At 38.6% G+C, this 13,267-nt stretch carries 17 protein-coding genes; 10 read left to right on the forward strand and 7 right to left on the reverse strand.

Features of this window, described 5'->3' with window-relative positions; translation table 11 throughout:
- Positions 1 to 48: 48 nt before the first annotated feature.
- Positions 49 to 612: a PAS domain-containing protein gene (locus MLC52_RS01770; protein WP_151901115.1), complete on the reverse strand. Its 564-nt coding sequence runs from the start codon at positions 610 to 612 to the stop codon at positions 49 to 51.
- Between the two features lie 111 nt (positions 613 to 723).
- On the opposite strand from MLC52_RS01770, the gene MLC52_RS01775 reads away from it, so the two are divergent.
- Entirely contained in the window at positions 724 to 1,167 is a 444-nt protein-coding gene (locus tag MLC52_RS01775; protein ID WP_434581016.1) for a CZB domain-containing protein, read from the forward strand.
- Positions 1,168 to 1,170: 3 nt separating this feature from the next.
- Here MLC52_RS01775 and ribA read toward each other — a convergent pair whose 3' ends face one another.
- Positions 1,171 to 1,734 carry a GTP cyclohydrolase II gene (gene ribA / locus MLC52_RS01780; protein ID WP_193151133.1) on the reverse strand — a complete coding sequence of 188 codons (564 nt, stop codon included), beginning with the start codon at positions 1,732 to 1,734 and terminating at the stop codon, positions 1,171 to 1,173.
- Positions 1,735 to 1,855: 121 nt separating this feature from the next.
- On the opposite strand from ribA, the gene hemB reads away from it, so the two are divergent.
- The 5 genes from hemB to MLC52_RS01805 are packed head-to-tail and all read left to right on the forward strand — an operon-like array spanning position 1,856 to position 6,685.
- Positions 1,856 to 2,830 carry a porphobilinogen synthase gene (gene hemB, locus MLC52_RS01785; RefSeq protein ID WP_434581018.1) on the forward strand — a complete coding sequence of 325 codons (975 nt, stop codon included), beginning with the start codon at positions 1,856 to 1,858 and terminating at the stop codon, positions 2,828 to 2,830.
- Between the two features lie 52 nt (positions 2,831 to 2,882).
- Positions 2,883 to 3,803 (forward strand): ornithine carbamoyltransferase, encoded by a 921-nt coding sequence (gene argF, locus MLC52_RS01790; RefSeq protein WP_151901111.1) that lies wholly within the window; start codon positions 2,883 to 2,885, stop codon positions 3,801 to 3,803.
- Between the two features lie 10 nt (positions 3,804 to 3,813).
- On the forward strand, positions 3,814 to 4,965 hold the full coding sequence (locus tag MLC52_RS01795) for a 5-(carboxyamino)imidazole ribonucleotide synthase (RefSeq protein WP_151901110.1): 1,152 nt from the start codon (positions 3,814 to 3,816) through the stop codon (positions 4,963 to 4,965).
- Entirely contained in the window at positions 4,962 to 5,477 is a 516-nt protein-coding gene (gene purE / locus MLC52_RS01800) for a 5-(carboxyamino)imidazole ribonucleotide mutase (RefSeq protein ID WP_151901109.1), read from the forward strand. The genes MLC52_RS01795 and purE overlap by 4 nt, the downstream gene beginning before the upstream one ends.
- A gap of 20 nt (positions 5,478 to 5,497) precedes the next feature.
- On the forward strand, positions 5,498 to 6,685 hold the full coding sequence (locus tag MLC52_RS01805) for a multiheme c-type cytochrome (protein ID WP_434581020.1): 1,188 nt from the start codon (positions 5,498 to 5,500) through the stop codon (positions 6,683 to 6,685).
- A gap of 12 nt (positions 6,686 to 6,697) precedes the next feature.
- On the opposite strand, the gene trpS is transcribed toward MLC52_RS01805, so the two are convergent.
- Positions 6,698 to 7,663, reverse strand: coding sequence for a tryptophan--tRNA ligase (gene trpS / locus MLC52_RS01810; protein ID WP_418640989.1), 966 nt, complete (start codon positions 7,661 to 7,663; stop codon positions 6,698 to 6,700).
- A gap of 108 nt (positions 7,664 to 7,771) precedes the next feature.
- Between trpS and hpf the strand changes: the two genes are divergently transcribed.
- Genes hpf through MLC52_RS01825 form a run of 3 tightly spaced genes read left to right on the forward strand, consistent with a single transcriptional unit; the run spans position 7,772 to position 9,142 of the window.
- On the forward strand, positions 7,772 to 8,101 hold the full coding sequence (hpf, locus tag MLC52_RS01815) for a ribosome hibernation-promoting factor, HPF/YfiA family (protein ID WP_151901106.1): 330 nt from the start codon (positions 7,772 to 7,774) through the stop codon (positions 8,099 to 8,101).
- A gap of 9 nt (positions 8,102 to 8,110) precedes the next feature.
- Positions 8,111 to 8,710: a hypothetical protein gene (locus MLC52_RS01820; protein ID WP_151901105.1), complete on the forward strand. Its 600-nt coding sequence runs from the start codon at positions 8,111 to 8,113 to the stop codon at positions 8,708 to 8,710.
- Between the two features lie 9 nt (positions 8,711 to 8,719).
- A complete protein-coding gene (locus tag MLC52_RS01825; RefSeq protein ID WP_151901104.1) occupies positions 8,720 to 9,142 on the forward strand; it encodes a CopD family protein in 423 nt (140 codons plus the stop codon).
- 131 nt (positions 9,143 to 9,273) lie between these two features.
- Here MLC52_RS01825 and der read toward each other — a convergent pair whose 3' ends face one another.
- The gene (gene der / locus MLC52_RS01830) at positions 9,274 to 10,752 is read right to left on the reverse strand and encodes a ribosome biogenesis GTPase Der (RefSeq protein ID WP_151901103.1); all 1,479 of its coding nucleotides are present in this window, start codon (positions 10,750 to 10,752) and stop codon (positions 9,274 to 9,276) included.
- Positions 10,753 to 10,870: 118 nt separating this feature from the next.
- Positions 10,871 to 11,473, reverse strand: a complete 603-nt coding sequence (locus MLC52_RS01835) for an LPP20 family lipoprotein (protein WP_346389280.1) — start codon at positions 11,471 to 11,473, stop codon at positions 10,871 to 10,873.
- Between the two features lie 70 nt (positions 11,474 to 11,543).
- Here MLC52_RS01835 and MLC52_RS01840 point away from each other — a divergent pair, with 70 nt between their 5' ends.
- Positions 11,544 to 11,996, forward strand: a complete 453-nt coding sequence (locus tag MLC52_RS01840) for a phosphoribosyltransferase (RefSeq protein WP_434581023.1) — start codon at positions 11,544 to 11,546, stop codon at positions 11,994 to 11,996.
- Between the two features lie 116 nt (positions 11,997 to 12,112).
- On the opposite strand, the gene MLC52_RS01845 is transcribed toward MLC52_RS01840, so the two are convergent.
- On the reverse strand, positions 12,113 to 12,469 hold the full coding sequence (locus MLC52_RS01845) for a c-type cytochrome (RefSeq protein ID WP_230973267.1): 357 nt from the start codon (positions 12,467 to 12,469) through the stop codon (positions 12,113 to 12,115).
- 3 nt (positions 12,470 to 12,472) lie between these two features.
- The gene (locus MLC52_RS01850) at positions 12,473 to 13,228 is read right to left on the reverse strand and encodes a TerB family tellurite resistance protein (RefSeq protein WP_151901100.1); all 756 of its coding nucleotides are present in this window, start codon (positions 13,226 to 13,228) and stop codon (positions 12,473 to 12,475) included.
- Positions 13,229 to 13,267: the final 39 nt, after the last annotated feature.

Below are 13,267 nucleotides of genomic sequence, written 5' to 3' on the forward strand. Positions count from 1 at the left end.
ATCTGAATATTATTTAATAGAATGTAAATTGCAGGAATTCAGAATTTATTATGAAAATATTTTTTTCATAGCTGTAAAGAAAATTTTGAACAGACCTTTGTTTCCAACAAGGTCATTGATAAACTCGTCATAAGTGATTTGTTTTTCTTCAAAAAATCCTCTTAAGTATTTTTCACTTGCTTCCATCCCGCCTTCCTGCTCGATCTCAAGCAGTTTTGCATAAATCGGTTCCATTGTATCAACTGCTTTTTGCGGAGCGGCTTTTCTGTATGCCGTATGAGAGATGATTTTGTTTGTAATAGGATCTATTTTTGGCTCAAATTCTGTGACAACCCAGTAGTAACTTCCGTCTTTGGCAAGATTTTTCACAACAGCGATGATGTTTTTTGCATCATTGATTCTGTCCCACATCATTTTAAATACAACTTTTGGCATATCAGGATGTCGTATGATACTGTGAGGTTTTCCGATAAGTTCTGATTCACTGTATCCGGAGATTTCTACAAAATAATCATTGCCGTATTCGATGATTCCTTTTGGATCTGTTTTGGAAACTATATATTTTTTTGGATTTAATTTGATTTGGTTATTAATTGGTTCTGGGTGTTTCAAGTTACATTCCTTTCTTAAGTTTTGACAAATTATATAATGATTTTTCTTAAATAGATGAATAAATTTAGAAATTTTATGTAATAATACAGGTACTTTATAAGGTGAAACAATATGACGAAAGAAAAAACAATAGATGCGATGGAACATGCCCGTGAGGCACATATAGAGCAGATGACAAAAATAAAGTTTTTGATTGAAGGCAAAAATATTGACAATTTAACACCTGTGTCGAAAATGAAGTGTGAATTTGGGAAGTGGTTTTATGATGATACCCAAGAAATAAAAAGTGTTTTAGGTGTTCAGTTTTATGAGAGTCTAGACAGGATACATGAAGCGTGGCATATACAGTATGCCAAAATCCATGCTATTTTTACGGGTGCAAAAGAGGAGGGTTTTTTTTCCAAACTGTTTAAAACACATAAGGTAGATGATTTGGAACTCGAAAAGGCAAAAGTATATTATAAAGATCTTGAAGAGATTACAAAAGATCTGCTGAGACTTCTTGAGACAAGCAAAAGAAGAGTGCAGGCCCTGAGCGCATCAAAGTTTTCCTGATCTTTATAAAAGATGTCCCATTCCGTCGCGCTTGACATCAAGGTATCCTTCATTATGCTTGTTCGGTTTCATAATAATGGGAATCCTCTCAACAATTTCAACACCGCTGATCGAGTTGACTTTGTCAGGATTGTTTGTCAGCAGTTTTATTTTTTTGATATTGTAATGATGCAAAATAAAAGTGACGACTTCATAGGTACGCTCATCTGCAGCAAAACCGAGTTGATGGTTGGCCTCTATGGTATTGAGCCCTTTGTCCTGCAGGGCATAGGCGTTGATTTTGTTTAAAAGTCCTATGTTTCTTCCCTCCTGCCGAAGATAGATTACCATTCCGCCGGTTTCATCAGCCATTTGCAAACCATACTCAAGCTGGTCACGGCAGTCGCATTTTAAACTGCCTATGGCATCTCCGGTAAGACACTCCGAGTGAACACGTACTATCGGCACTTCAGCCAACTCTTTTGCACAAATAACAAGATGCTCTTTCTGCCCTTGTTTAAAAGCCTGTACATTGAAATCACCGAATCTTGAGGGCAAATCTGCCACATCAGATATTTTTATTTGCATATATGCTGTCCTGTACAATTTTGCAGGCATTATAGTTAGATTATGATTAGAATTATATTATATGAATAAATTTAATCTTTAAAAGGGTAAAATAGCCTCTTTAAAATATAAAGGGTCAAAAATGTTTCAAAGATTTCGCAGAACCAGACTAAACAAGCATCTCCGTGCGCTTGTAAGAGAAACACATGTAACTGCAGATGATTTTATATATCCGCTTTTTATCCGTAGCGGTGAAGGTATTAAAACCGAAGTGGCATCCATGCCGGGTGTTTATCAGATGAGTATTGATGAGGCTGTAAAAGAGTGTGCGGTGCTTAAAAAATTAGGATTGTATTCGATTATTCTTTTTGGAATTCCCGATGTCAAAGATTCCATAGGCAGTGATGCTTTGTGTGAACACGGGATTATCGCTTCAGCAGTACGGGAGATAAAAAAAGCACACCCTGATATGTTTGTCGTCACAGATTTGTGTTTTTGTGAATATACCGATCACGGGCATTGCGGCATAATTGATGATGATCGTGAGACAGTTGATAATGATGCCACTTTGGAGATTTCCGGACAGCAGGCAATTATACATGCTAAAGCAGGTGCAGATATGATAGCACCTTCGGGTATGATGGACGGTATTATAGAAACTTTGCGAACATACCTGGACAGAGCAGGGTATAAAGAGTTGCCGATTATGGCATACTCTACAAAATTTGCAAGCGGATATTACGGACCGTTTCGTGATGTGGCTGAATCAACTCCTAGTTTTGGTGACCGCTCCTCGTACCAGATGGATCCTGCAAACCGCCGTGAAGCGATTGCTGAGAGTAAAAGTGATGAAGAGCAGGGGGCTGATATTTTGATGGTAAAGCCTGCTTTGGCTTATTTGGACATTGTGCGTGAGATTAAAGACAACACTTCGCTTCCGATGGCTGTTTATAATGTAAGCGGTGAGTATGCTATGCTGAAATTTGCCGGTCTGAATAATTTGATAGACTATGAACGCGTGGTGATGGAGACGATGATAGCATTTAAACGTGCAGGCGCTGACATAATTATCTCATATCATGCAAAAGAAGTAGCACAAATGCTCAAAAATCGCTAATTTAAAGAAAAGTATATTAAAATAGCTGATAAACAAAAAAGAGGAAGAAACTGTGAGACATTTTTTAACACTCAAAGATTTTACCAAAGAAGAGATTTTAGAAATTATAGATATCGGTCTGAAAATAAAAAAAGAGCTCAAAGCGGGCATTTACAATAAAGAATTAGAGATGCAGACACTTGCTATGATCTTTGAAAAGAGTTCAACAAGAACGCGTGTAAGTTTTGAAACAGGAATGTTTCAACTTGGGGGGCATGCGCTTTTTCTCTCTAGCCGTGATATTCATTTGGGACGGGGAGAACCTGTAAAAGATACGGCAAGAGTTATTTCGAGCATGTGTGATATGGTAATGATACGCACCTATGAACATTCCATGATAGAAGAGTTTGCATCGTATTCTCAGGTACCTGTTATTAACGGACTCACTGATACCTATCATCCCGTGCAGCTTTTGGCTGATTATATGACGATGATTGAATTTGGAGTTGCAAAAAATGCAATTGTTGCCTACGTCGGTGACGGAAACAACATGACAAATTCATGGTTGATGCTTGCTGCAAAACTGGGCTTTGAATTACGTATTGCAACACCAAAGGGATATGAAGTTGACAGTAAGGTTCTTCGAGATGCTTTGGATACAGCAAAAGAGAGCGGTGCGATTATCAGGGTAATGAATGATCCCAAAGAGGCAGTACGCGGGGCTACAATTGTCACAACAGATACATGGGCTTCAATGGGGCAAGAAGATGAAAAAGAGCAGAGAATCAAAGATTTCAAAGGCTTTATGGTTGACGGACTGATGATGTGTCTTGCACAAAAAAATGCAAAATTTTTACATTGTCTGCCTGCGTATCGGGGACAGGAAGTAAGCGAAGAGTTGCTTGAAGACAATGCGGATATAGTGTTTGCAGAGGCTGAGAACAGACTGCATGCACAAAAAGGGCTTATGGTCTGGCTTGACAGACAAAGGTAACTGTTGACAAATGGATAAAAATTTCAACTATTCAAATTTGAAACTCGGCATTATCGGAGGCGGGCAACTCGGCAGAATCATGTCACACAAAGCAAAAAAGATGGGATTTCATGTAACAATACTTGACCCCACATTTAACTGTCCTGCCGCACAGGTTTCAGACAAGCATATCCTTGGCGGGTTTTATGACAAAGAGAAGCTTGAACAGTTAGTGCAAGAGACAGATGTGACAACTTTTGAATTGGAACATGTAGACACTTCCATACTCAAAGAGCTGTTTGATCATGGGCATATCATTCATCCCTCTCCTTATATTATCGAACTTATTCAAAATAAATATGAGCAAAAAAAACTTCTTGACAAAAAAGGTGTTCCTGTTCCTGCCTATAAAGATGTGAAGAAAGAGGAAGATTTGGCTGCCTTTGGATTTCCTGTTATTCAAAAAGCAAAGATGGGCGGTTATGACGGAAAGGGCGTGCAAATGCTAAAATCCGAAGCAGATGTAAAAAATGCACTCCAGACCGAATCATTTATCGAAGAGCTTGTGGATATAGACAAGGAACTGGCCGTAATCGTCGCGAGGAATATTGAAGGCCAGATCAAATGCTACCCTGTGGTTGAAATGCTTTTTGATGAGAGAGTGAATATTTGTGACATTGTGATGGCTCCTGCAAAAATTTCAAAAGAAATTGCGGACAAATCAAGAGAAATTTCAATTGAAGCCATCAAAGCCTTGGACGGTGTCGGAATTTTTGCTGTTGAATTGTTTTTAACAAAAAAAGGCAAGATTTTGGTTAATGAAATAGCACCGCGTCCTCATAATTCTGGACATTATACAGTCGAAGCCTGTGCAACATCACAGTTTGAACAGATTATCCGGGCGGTAACAAATCTGCCTTTGGGATCTACCAAGCTTATTTCTCCTGCAGTTATGATTAATTTGCTCGGAGAAGAAGGATATGAGGGAGAACCTTTTATAGAAGGAATTCATGATGCATTGGAGATTCCGGAGCTGTCTTTTCATTTTTACGGAAAAACCTTTACGAAACCATTTAGAAAAATGGGGCATGTAACAATCCTTGATGATGATATTGACGAGGCATTAAAAAAGGCAATGAAAGCAAAAGATATTCTAAAAATTAAAGGAAGCAAAAAGATATGAGTAAAGCGTTGGTTGGAATTATTATGGGGAGTGACTCGGATTTACCGGTTATGAGTGGGGCTATTGAGATATGTGAAGCATTTGGTGTTGCCTGTGAAGTAGATATTGTCTCCGCACACCGTACACCGCAAAAACTTGTAGAGTATGCACAAACAGCACAAGCAAGAGGCTTGCGCGTCATCATCGCAGGAGCCGGCGGAGCTGCACATCTGCCGGGTATGATTGCTGCGCTGAGTGTCTTGCCTGTTATTGGAGTGCCGGTGAGAAGTTCTGCACTTGACGGAATGGATTCTCTGCTCTCTATCGTGCAAATGCCGGGAGGTGTTCCTGTGGCAACAGTAGCTATTAACGGTGCCAAAAATGCAGGAATTCTTGCAGCGCAAATTATTGGGACAGGGGATGAAGCCCTGCAGAAAAAGATTGCCGAGTATAAAACTGCAATGAAGGATGAGGTAGACAAAAAGTCAGAAAAACTTGCAAAAATGAAGTACAAAAAGTACTTGAACCAATAACAGACAAGGATTTGATTCAGATGAAATTTTTTCTTTTTTTACTCATTTTTTTTACTTCTCTTTTTGGAGCAAAAGCAGTCGAAGTCGGCAAACGGTTTGAAAGTTCCGAAAACTGCAAAGTCTGTCACAGGCGTATCGTAGAAGAGTGGAGTGCTTCATGGCATGCAAAAAGTCATTTTGAAAAAGATGAATATTTTAAGAAAAGTCTTGAATATGTCAGCCGTAAAACAAGAAAAAGTTTAAATGCTGTAAAAATTCAGTGTGCTACCTGTCATAACCCTCGAATCAGTGTAACAAAAACAGATGAAGATTATGAAATTGCTGCTGTTATGGGATTGGCAGATGAAGATGATCCTGTGAACAAAGCAGTAAATTCAAAGGTTATCAGTGAAGGAATTAATTGTGTTGTATGTCACAATATAGATAAAATACATGATGAATATGACAAATCAAAACGAGGAATCAACAGAGTGGAGTGGACTCCGTCGGGTGTTATGACGGGACCTTTCAAAGATGCCAAATCGCCTTATCACAAGGTAGTCTCACATGAGTTTATGCGTTCAAATCCAAATAAACTCTGTTTTGTATGCCATGCAAATGACAGAAGTGTAAAAGGCGTGGTTTTTACAGATATGGAGAGTGAGTATGTCGGTAAGCAGACCTGTGTCTCGTGTCATATGGGTCCCAAACAAAAGGGTGTTGCCGCAACATATAAAATGTACAATGGTAAAGCAAAAATGCGAATGGTGAGAAAACACGGATTTGTGGGAGCACATACAGCATCTTTGTGGAAAGATGCATTGCATCTGAAACTCAAAAAACAAAAAAACAGACTGCTCATAAAAGTTAAAAATCCGCAACCGCACAATATACCAAGCGGTTTTGGTTCAAGAGAACTTCTTGTTGAAATTGTCTATAAGAAAGGGACTGCAGTCATCAGTGAAAAAACTGTTTCTCTTTCACGCCATTATATAAGAAGACATAAAAAAGTCGGTATTGCGCATCTTGCGCTGAAGCAAAGTAAAGATACAAGTATAAAGGCACATGGTGAGAAAACAATACGTTTGCCGCTGGTCAATGGGGCAGACAGTGTTGAAGTGACATTGTATTATCGTCTGGTAAACGATGAGGTTCGCAATTTGCTGGATCTGAAAGAGCCGATCTGGTCGAAAAAGAACTTTATAGTAAAAAGTTCTTTGCGACTTTGATAAAATACTTTTTTAGTATTTTATCCCTGTTACTGTTCTGACTTTGTCTATAGTCGGCGCTACAATCTCTTTTGCTTTGTGCGCACCCTGGAGGAGTATTTCTCTCACTTCGTCTTGATGCGCTGCAAAATATTCTCTTTTTTCTCTGTAGGGTCTGAAATATTCCCAAATCACATCATGCAGATAGAGTTTAAAATGCCCGTGTCCTTCCCCGCCTTTTTTGTAACGTTCCTGGAGTTCTTTGCATTCATTTTCATTTAAAAAGAGTTTTGCCATATTGTACACATTACAGTTTTCATACTCTTTTGGTTCTTCCATCGGTACTGCTTCGGTAACAATTTTTTTGATTGTTTTGAGCTGTTTTTTCTCTTCACCAAATATATTGACAGTATTGTTATAGCTTTTAGACATTTTCTGTCCGTCAGTTCCTGGAACTGTGGCAACATTCGCTTCTATTTTATATTCCGGAAGTTTAAAAATTTCACCATACTCATTGTTGAATTTTACAGCAATGTCGCGTGCAATCTCAACATGCTGAATCTGATCTTTTCCGACAGGAACAATGTCAGGCTGGTATAACAAAATATCTGCTGCCATCAAAACAGGATAGGAAAAGAGCGAATGGTTGGCGGCTATGCCTTTGGCAGTTTTGTCTTTATAGCTGTGAGCACGTTCGAGCAGCCCCATAGGTGTGAAAGAAGAGAGCACCCAGTAGAGTTCCAAGACTTCTTTTACATCAGACTGTACCCAAAAAGTTGATTTTTGCGGGTCTATGCCGAGTGCCAAAAAATCTGTTGCCGACTGCATAGTCAGCTCTGCCAGTCTTTTGCCGTCTTTTACGCTTGTCTGTGCATGGTAGTTTGCTATAAATGCAAAAGTGTCATTCTCTTTTTGTGCATCGACCATCTGTTTGATAGAACCAAAGTAGTTTCCTATATGCAAATCACCTGAGGGTTGAATACCGGTTAAAACTCTCATTATACAATTCCTGATTTTTTAAGGCGTATTATACCCATCTCAGCTTTATTTTGCTATTATATAGTTAAATATAATTAAGCCCTATGGCTTAAAATTAAAGGATTTATGATGATAGTACAAATTCGTGCAAAAGATATAACTTTAACAGACGAAAAGAAAGCACATATAGAACAGGGCATTGAAAAATTTAAAAAGTTTTCTTTAGATATTACAAGAGTAAACTGTATAGTTTCTGCTGAAAGAGCAGGTGTCTTGGTAGAGTTTGAAATACATGTAGCACACTCTGCTCCTATTGTCATCAGTGAACACCACAAAGACCTGGATGCTGCCATTGATGTGGCTGTTGACCGTGCAAATAAAGCTTTACGCCGCTTACATGACAAAGTAACTGATCATAAAGGGCCTTCTATTAAAGAATTAGAACTTACAGATGTATAAAGCAGCTATATGAAATTATTATTATTTTTGATTTTCACAGTAAATCTTTGGGCATCACAAAGTAACTATTCTCTTAGAGTGGCGGTTGGAAAACCTACATTCTATTCGGCAGCTGATATAGCGCTTGGAAAGTTTGGAGCTTACAGAGATGATTTAAAAGCGTATAATTTAGATGGAGGGTATCTTTTAGCAAAAGATTTATTTACTTTACCATTAGATTTGTATCTTAAAGGCGGATTGACATTTTATGATGAAACGGCACAAAAAGATGTATATGGTGCTGATATTTATATAAAAGCATATTACAATATTGATTTTTGGAATAACAGAGTGCGTTTTGGTTTTGGAGAGGGGGCTTCTTATGTAAGCCGTGTTTTGGAGATAGAACGCATAGATGCTCAAAATCATAATGACAACAATTCACACTTTTTAAATTATTTGGATATAAGCCTGGATTTTGATTTGGGAAAACTTGTGAAGTATAAGCCATTAGATGAAACATATATTGGTGTTTTGTTAAAACACCGGTCAGGGATTTTTGGTTTGATTAACAATGTAAGACACGGTGGTTCAAACTATGAATCTGTGTATATAGAAAAAAACTTTTAGGTGTCTTATATGTATAACTGGCTTTTATGGTTTCATGTCATCTCTTTTATCTCCTGGTTTGCAGTATTGTTTTATCTGCCTAGGCTTTTTGTCTATCATGTTGAAAACAGTAATAACAAAGGTTTTGTAGAGGTAGTTAAAATTCAGGAAATGAAGCTTTTTAAATATATAGGTGTGCCTGCTATGTGGGCTACACTCCTTAGCGGTGCGGCACTTATTTATCTTGGCGGATGGATGAGTGCTCCGTGGTTACATGTAAAGCTTCTGTTTGTACTTTTTTTAATTATAGACTTTTACTCAATGAATGTGTACAGAAAACAGCTTTTAGAAGACAGATGCACAAAAAGCGGAAAGTTTTTCAGAATGTATAATGAAGTACCGACACTTTTGATGCTTGTTATTGTAGCGATGGTTGTGCTTAAACCTTTTTAAATCGGAATCGGTACTTTAGTGCCGGCTGTTTTTTCTTTCTTCCTCTTTCATCTTTTTGTAAAAATAAACACTCAAGGCTGTCAGTCCGATTCCGCCAAACAAAAATGTAAACGCAAGCGCATAACTCATGTTTATTTGTCTCCTCTCTTTTTTGCTTTAAAAAGAAGCGGGGTTCCACTGAAATTAAAGGCTTCGCGCAGTTTGTTAGTAAGATAGCGTCTGTAGGTAAAATGCAGACCTTTGGGTTTATTCATAACAATGGCAATTTTTGGCGGTCGTGTTTCATACTGTGTTGCATAATAGATTCGAATCACCTGTCCGTGCATACTTGGCAGGGTGTGACGGCGCAGTGCCCGCTCCAAAACTTCATTGAGCCGGGATGTCGGAATTCTTTGTGAATAGTTTTCGTTTATTTCTAAAATCATATCATGAAGTTTGTCTACTCTTTGATGGCTTTTTGCCGAAAGGGTTAAAATAGGGGCATAGGCTAAAAACTTAAATCTGTCACGCACCTCTTTGATGATTTTGTCATGCTCTTCTCTTTTGGCAATATCCCATTTGTTAAGAATGATAATACAGGCAAGCCTGTTTTGATCAACAAGTCCCGCAATTTTTTCATCCAAATCCAAGAACGGCTCACTCGCATCCAAAACAACAAGTGCCATATTTGCATTTTCAAGCATCTCTTTTGTGCGCATTAAAGCATATTTTTCAATACCGACAATTTTTCCACGACGGCGAAGCCCTGCTGTGTCAACAAAGGTAAGCTGTTTGTCTTTATAGACTATGGTCTCATCAATCGGGTCGATTGTTGTACCGGCAACAGAACTCACAACAGAACGTTCTTCGCCCAAAAGAGCATTAAGCAGTGAACTTTTTCCGACATTGGTACGTCCGATAATAGCTATTTTTATATGGTTTATGTCATTTTCATCAAACTCTTTGATACGATCATTCTGAGCAAATATTGAGTCATCTTCTACCTCTTCCTCATCCCAGTAGATGAAACTGTCATCTTCTTCATCCTGGGCATATTGTGAGAAAAATTCTTCATCACTGAGTTCTTCTTTCTCCTCTGTGATGATTTGTACTTCTTCTGTTTCGTCTTCTTTGAGAATATCACTTTGTGGCAGTTTGTCATAGATCCAATCAAGCAGTTCAACAGTATTCCTGTTGTGTGCTACAGAGATACCGAAGATGGCATCTGTGCCAAACTCATAAAACTCCCAGAGCTTCTCTTTCATTTTGTCATTGTCTATTTTGTTGACAACAAGAGCAATCTCTTTACCCATATTTTGGAGTTCATAAAAAAGTTTTTTGTCTTCATCCTCAGGCAAACCTTTGCCGTCGACCATATACAAAATAATATCTGCTTTGTAGGCAGCTTTTAATGACATCTCTTTTATTTTATCAAAAAGCTCGCACCCTTTATCAAGTCCACCCGTATCTAACAGTTCTGCTTCTTTGTCAATAATTACGGCTGTTTTTCGTTTGACATCCCGTGTTGTTCCTGCCAAATCAGATGTTATGGCATCACGTTTTTTTACCAAACGATTAAAAAGTGAGCTTTTTCCAACATTTGGACGGCCTATAATTGCGATTTTTTTCATGAGTGAACCTTGTAAACTTGCGAAGAATTATAAAATATTTTTGAAATTATATCTAAATTATGGTTTAAATGGGGAGAGAAGCAAAAACTGCCTGTTTTACAGGCAGTAGGGAGTGCTGTTATTCAGTCGGAAATTCTTTGTCTAAATTTTCCAGTGCCTGTTTTGACTGAAACTGCTGCCAAAGGGCATTGTCATTTTGAAAACTTGAAGCAACAGTTTTTTTGTAGGCTTTTTTGACCTCTTGGTTAACGCTTGACTCGGGAACAGTTACAAGCATATAAATTGCACCTGATGGCGCCGTCCACATATCTATAGCTTTGGAGTCTTTTAAATCCACTTTTGCCACTTGTTTTGTGACAGCCGTTGTGACTTTGTCCACTGTTTCGGCAGAACCGTTTCCTGTGGCTCTCGTAAAACCTTCCATCTTGTCTTTGATTTTGCTCTCAATCTGTTGTGCCAAATCAGAACGGCCGTTCATGAGGGCAACACGACGCATATGGGCAATACCTGCTGCACTTTTCTCTGCAACACCCACACCTGCATAGTAACCGGGTACTTCCGGTATACAGGTCCATCTGGGAGCGGCTACTCCCTCTTGTTTACATGTAAAGGTGGGTGTGTAGACTTCCTGCTTTTTTGGTTCGGCTTTTTTGCTGCTACAGCCTGTAATCGCTGCTGCGATCAGTGTTGTTGCAATTATATTTTTCATTATTTTATTCATTGACAGTACCTTTTTATTAACATTACATGTAGTATACTACCATAAATCTTTACCATTACTAAGGAAAATATTGAAACAGTACTATTCTTATGAAAATTTCAGAAATGATACATGTAAACTTAGAGACAATGTGAAAACATTTGAACCTGAAACAATAGTTGCTGTTGCAAGAGGCGGGCTTGTCCTGGCGCATTGTCTGGCAGAAGGGCTTGATATTCGAGATGTGCAGAGTATAAGAACAGAGCTGTATGATGCTACATGTAAACGCGAAGCGCTGTCTCTTTTTGGAATATGCAGTTTGGCAGATGTGAAAAGAGTGCTTGTTGTGGATGATATAGCCGACAGCGGTGAAACACTTGCGTATGTCATGCAGCATTTGCAAAAAAACTTTCCTGAAACGGCATTTAAATCTTCGACACTTTTTTATAAAAAAACATCAATATATGAACCGGATTTTTGGATAAATGAAGCAGATGCATGGATAGAATTTTTTTGGGAGAAAGATTTCAGCCCAGCGGGTTAAACGGTTTTATGCTTTTAAATCCTGAGAGTCGGCACTAAAGTACCGACTGGTGTGACTTTTTTGCCACTCTCACTTCCTTAAAGGACGGGTTGTGACATATTCCCGGAATCCGTACTTCAGTGCGGACTGTGTTGCCTGGTAAAATCTGTTTCGTAAATATATGCAGCTATATCTTGTAAAACATCTTTTTCAAAGGCAAGATTGGGCATGAGTTCGTATTTGTCAATGGCATCTTGCATGATTGAAGTTGTTTCGCTCGGTTTTTGTACCCACTCTGCCATCTGTCTGACAAAATCTTTTTTATTGGGAAATGCATTCAAATATCTTGTACGCACTTCCATCATTGCCGGGGCCGAGACAGATTTCGTTTCAAAATGACAGGTTGTGCAGTTGCCGTGAAAGAGCAGGGCACTGTTTTGTGATGCCTGCAAAAGAGTGCCAAGGAAGCAAAGCAGTATAAAAAGAGATTTCACACGCTATCCTCTGGCTTTTTTTATCATCTCATAGGCCTGATTTATCTCTTGCGTTTTGGCGGTTGCTTCTTTGATATACTCTTCGCTTTTTCCCTGAGACTTGATGATATCAGGATGATACTGACGCACAAGCTTTCTGTAGGCTTTTTTGATGCTGCTCATATCATCATTTTTGCTGACACCCAAAATTTTGTAGGCATCATCCAGCGTAGCCTGCGGATGGATGTTTTTCATCATCGCTTCAAACTGGTCAAACAGAGCGTGATATTTTTGCGGATCAAATGCAAAAGCCTCGGCAATTGTGGTGAGTACTTCTTCTTCACTTTGGGTTACTTCACCGTCTGCAAAAGCGAGCTGAATGAGAAATCCCATAAACTGCTCTTGTTGGGCTTTATTACGTCTGAGTGCTTCTGCTAAAGCATGGGCAATCTGCTCTGTATTGTCACGGCGTTCTTTTTCTTCGTTGAAGATTTGTTTTAAAATATCTTTTGTTTTTGCAGGTTCCGGAAAGACCTTGGAAATGTCATCAAACATGATGCCTACAAGCTGTGCTTCAAGGGCATCGACATGACCGTCTGCCTTGGCAACTTTGGCAACAAGGGCGACAAAAAGTCCCAGCTCACTGTTTTTGAGTGATTCATACGAAACAGAAAAATTTTTAAATGCTTCTTGCGAATATTCGGCTGTGTATCTGCCGTAACTTTTAAATATATAATAAAAGACTGCCCCTAAAAGCAGAAATAAAAATAAATTACCCATAGTTTTTCCTATATTTTTATGAGATTATACAATGCTGAA

Source organism: Sulfurimonas sp. NW15 (genome assembly GCF_051132285.1).
GTDB classification, from domain to species: Bacteria; Campylobacterota; Campylobacteria; order Campylobacterales; family Sulfurimonadaceae; genus Sulfurimonas; species Sulfurimonas hydrogeniphila.

What these genes read in the sequence shown, in the direction of transcription:
- MLC52_RS01775 (WP_434581016.1), top strand. Translation starts at nt 724, where the DNA reads ATGACGAAAGAAAAAACAATAGATGCGATGGAACATGCCCGTGAGGCA.
- ribA (WP_193151133.1), bottom strand. Translation starts at nt 1,734, where the DNA reads ATGCAAATAAAAATATCTGATGTGGCAGATTTGCCCTCAAGATTCGGT.
- hemB (WP_434581018.1), top strand. Translation starts at nt 1,856, where the DNA reads ATGTTTCAAAGATTTCGCAGAACCAGACTAAACAAGCATCTCCGTGCG.
- MLC52_RS01795 (WP_151901110.1), top strand. Translation starts at nt 3,814, where the DNA reads ATGGATAAAAATTTCAACTATTCAAATTTGAAACTCGGCATTATCGGA.
- purE (WP_151901109.1), top strand. Translation starts at nt 4,962, where the DNA reads ATGAGTAAAGCGTTGGTTGGAATTATTATGGGGAGTGACTCGGATTTA.
- MLC52_RS01805 (WP_434581020.1), top strand. Translation starts at nt 5,498, where the DNA reads ATGAAATTTTTTCTTTTTTTACTCATTTTTTTTACTTCTCTTTTTGGA.
- trpS (WP_418640989.1), bottom strand. Translation starts at nt 7,663, where the DNA reads ATGAGAGTTTTAACCGGTATTCAACCCTCAGGTGATTTGCATATAGGA.
- hpf (WP_151901106.1), top strand. Translation starts at nt 7,772, where the DNA reads ATGATAGTACAAATTCGTGCAAAAGATATAACTTTAACAGACGAAAAG.
- MLC52_RS01820 (WP_151901105.1), top strand. Translation starts at nt 8,111, where the DNA reads ATGAAATTATTATTATTTTTGATTTTCACAGTAAATCTTTGGGCATCA.
- MLC52_RS01825 (WP_151901104.1), top strand. Translation starts at nt 8,720, where the DNA reads ATGTATAACTGGCTTTTATGGTTTCATGTCATCTCTTTTATCTCCTGG.
- der (WP_151901103.1), bottom strand. Translation starts at nt 10,752, where the DNA reads ATGAAAAAAATCGCAATTATAGGCCGTCCAAATGTTGGAAAAAGCTCA.
- MLC52_RS01835 (WP_346389280.1), bottom strand. Translation starts at nt 11,473, where the DNA reads ATGAATAAAATAATGAAAAATATAATTGCAACAACACTGATCGCAGCA.
- MLC52_RS01850 (WP_151901100.1), bottom strand. Translation starts at nt 13,228, where the DNA reads ATGGGTAATTTATTTTTATTTCTGCTTTTAGGGGCAGTCTTTTATTAT.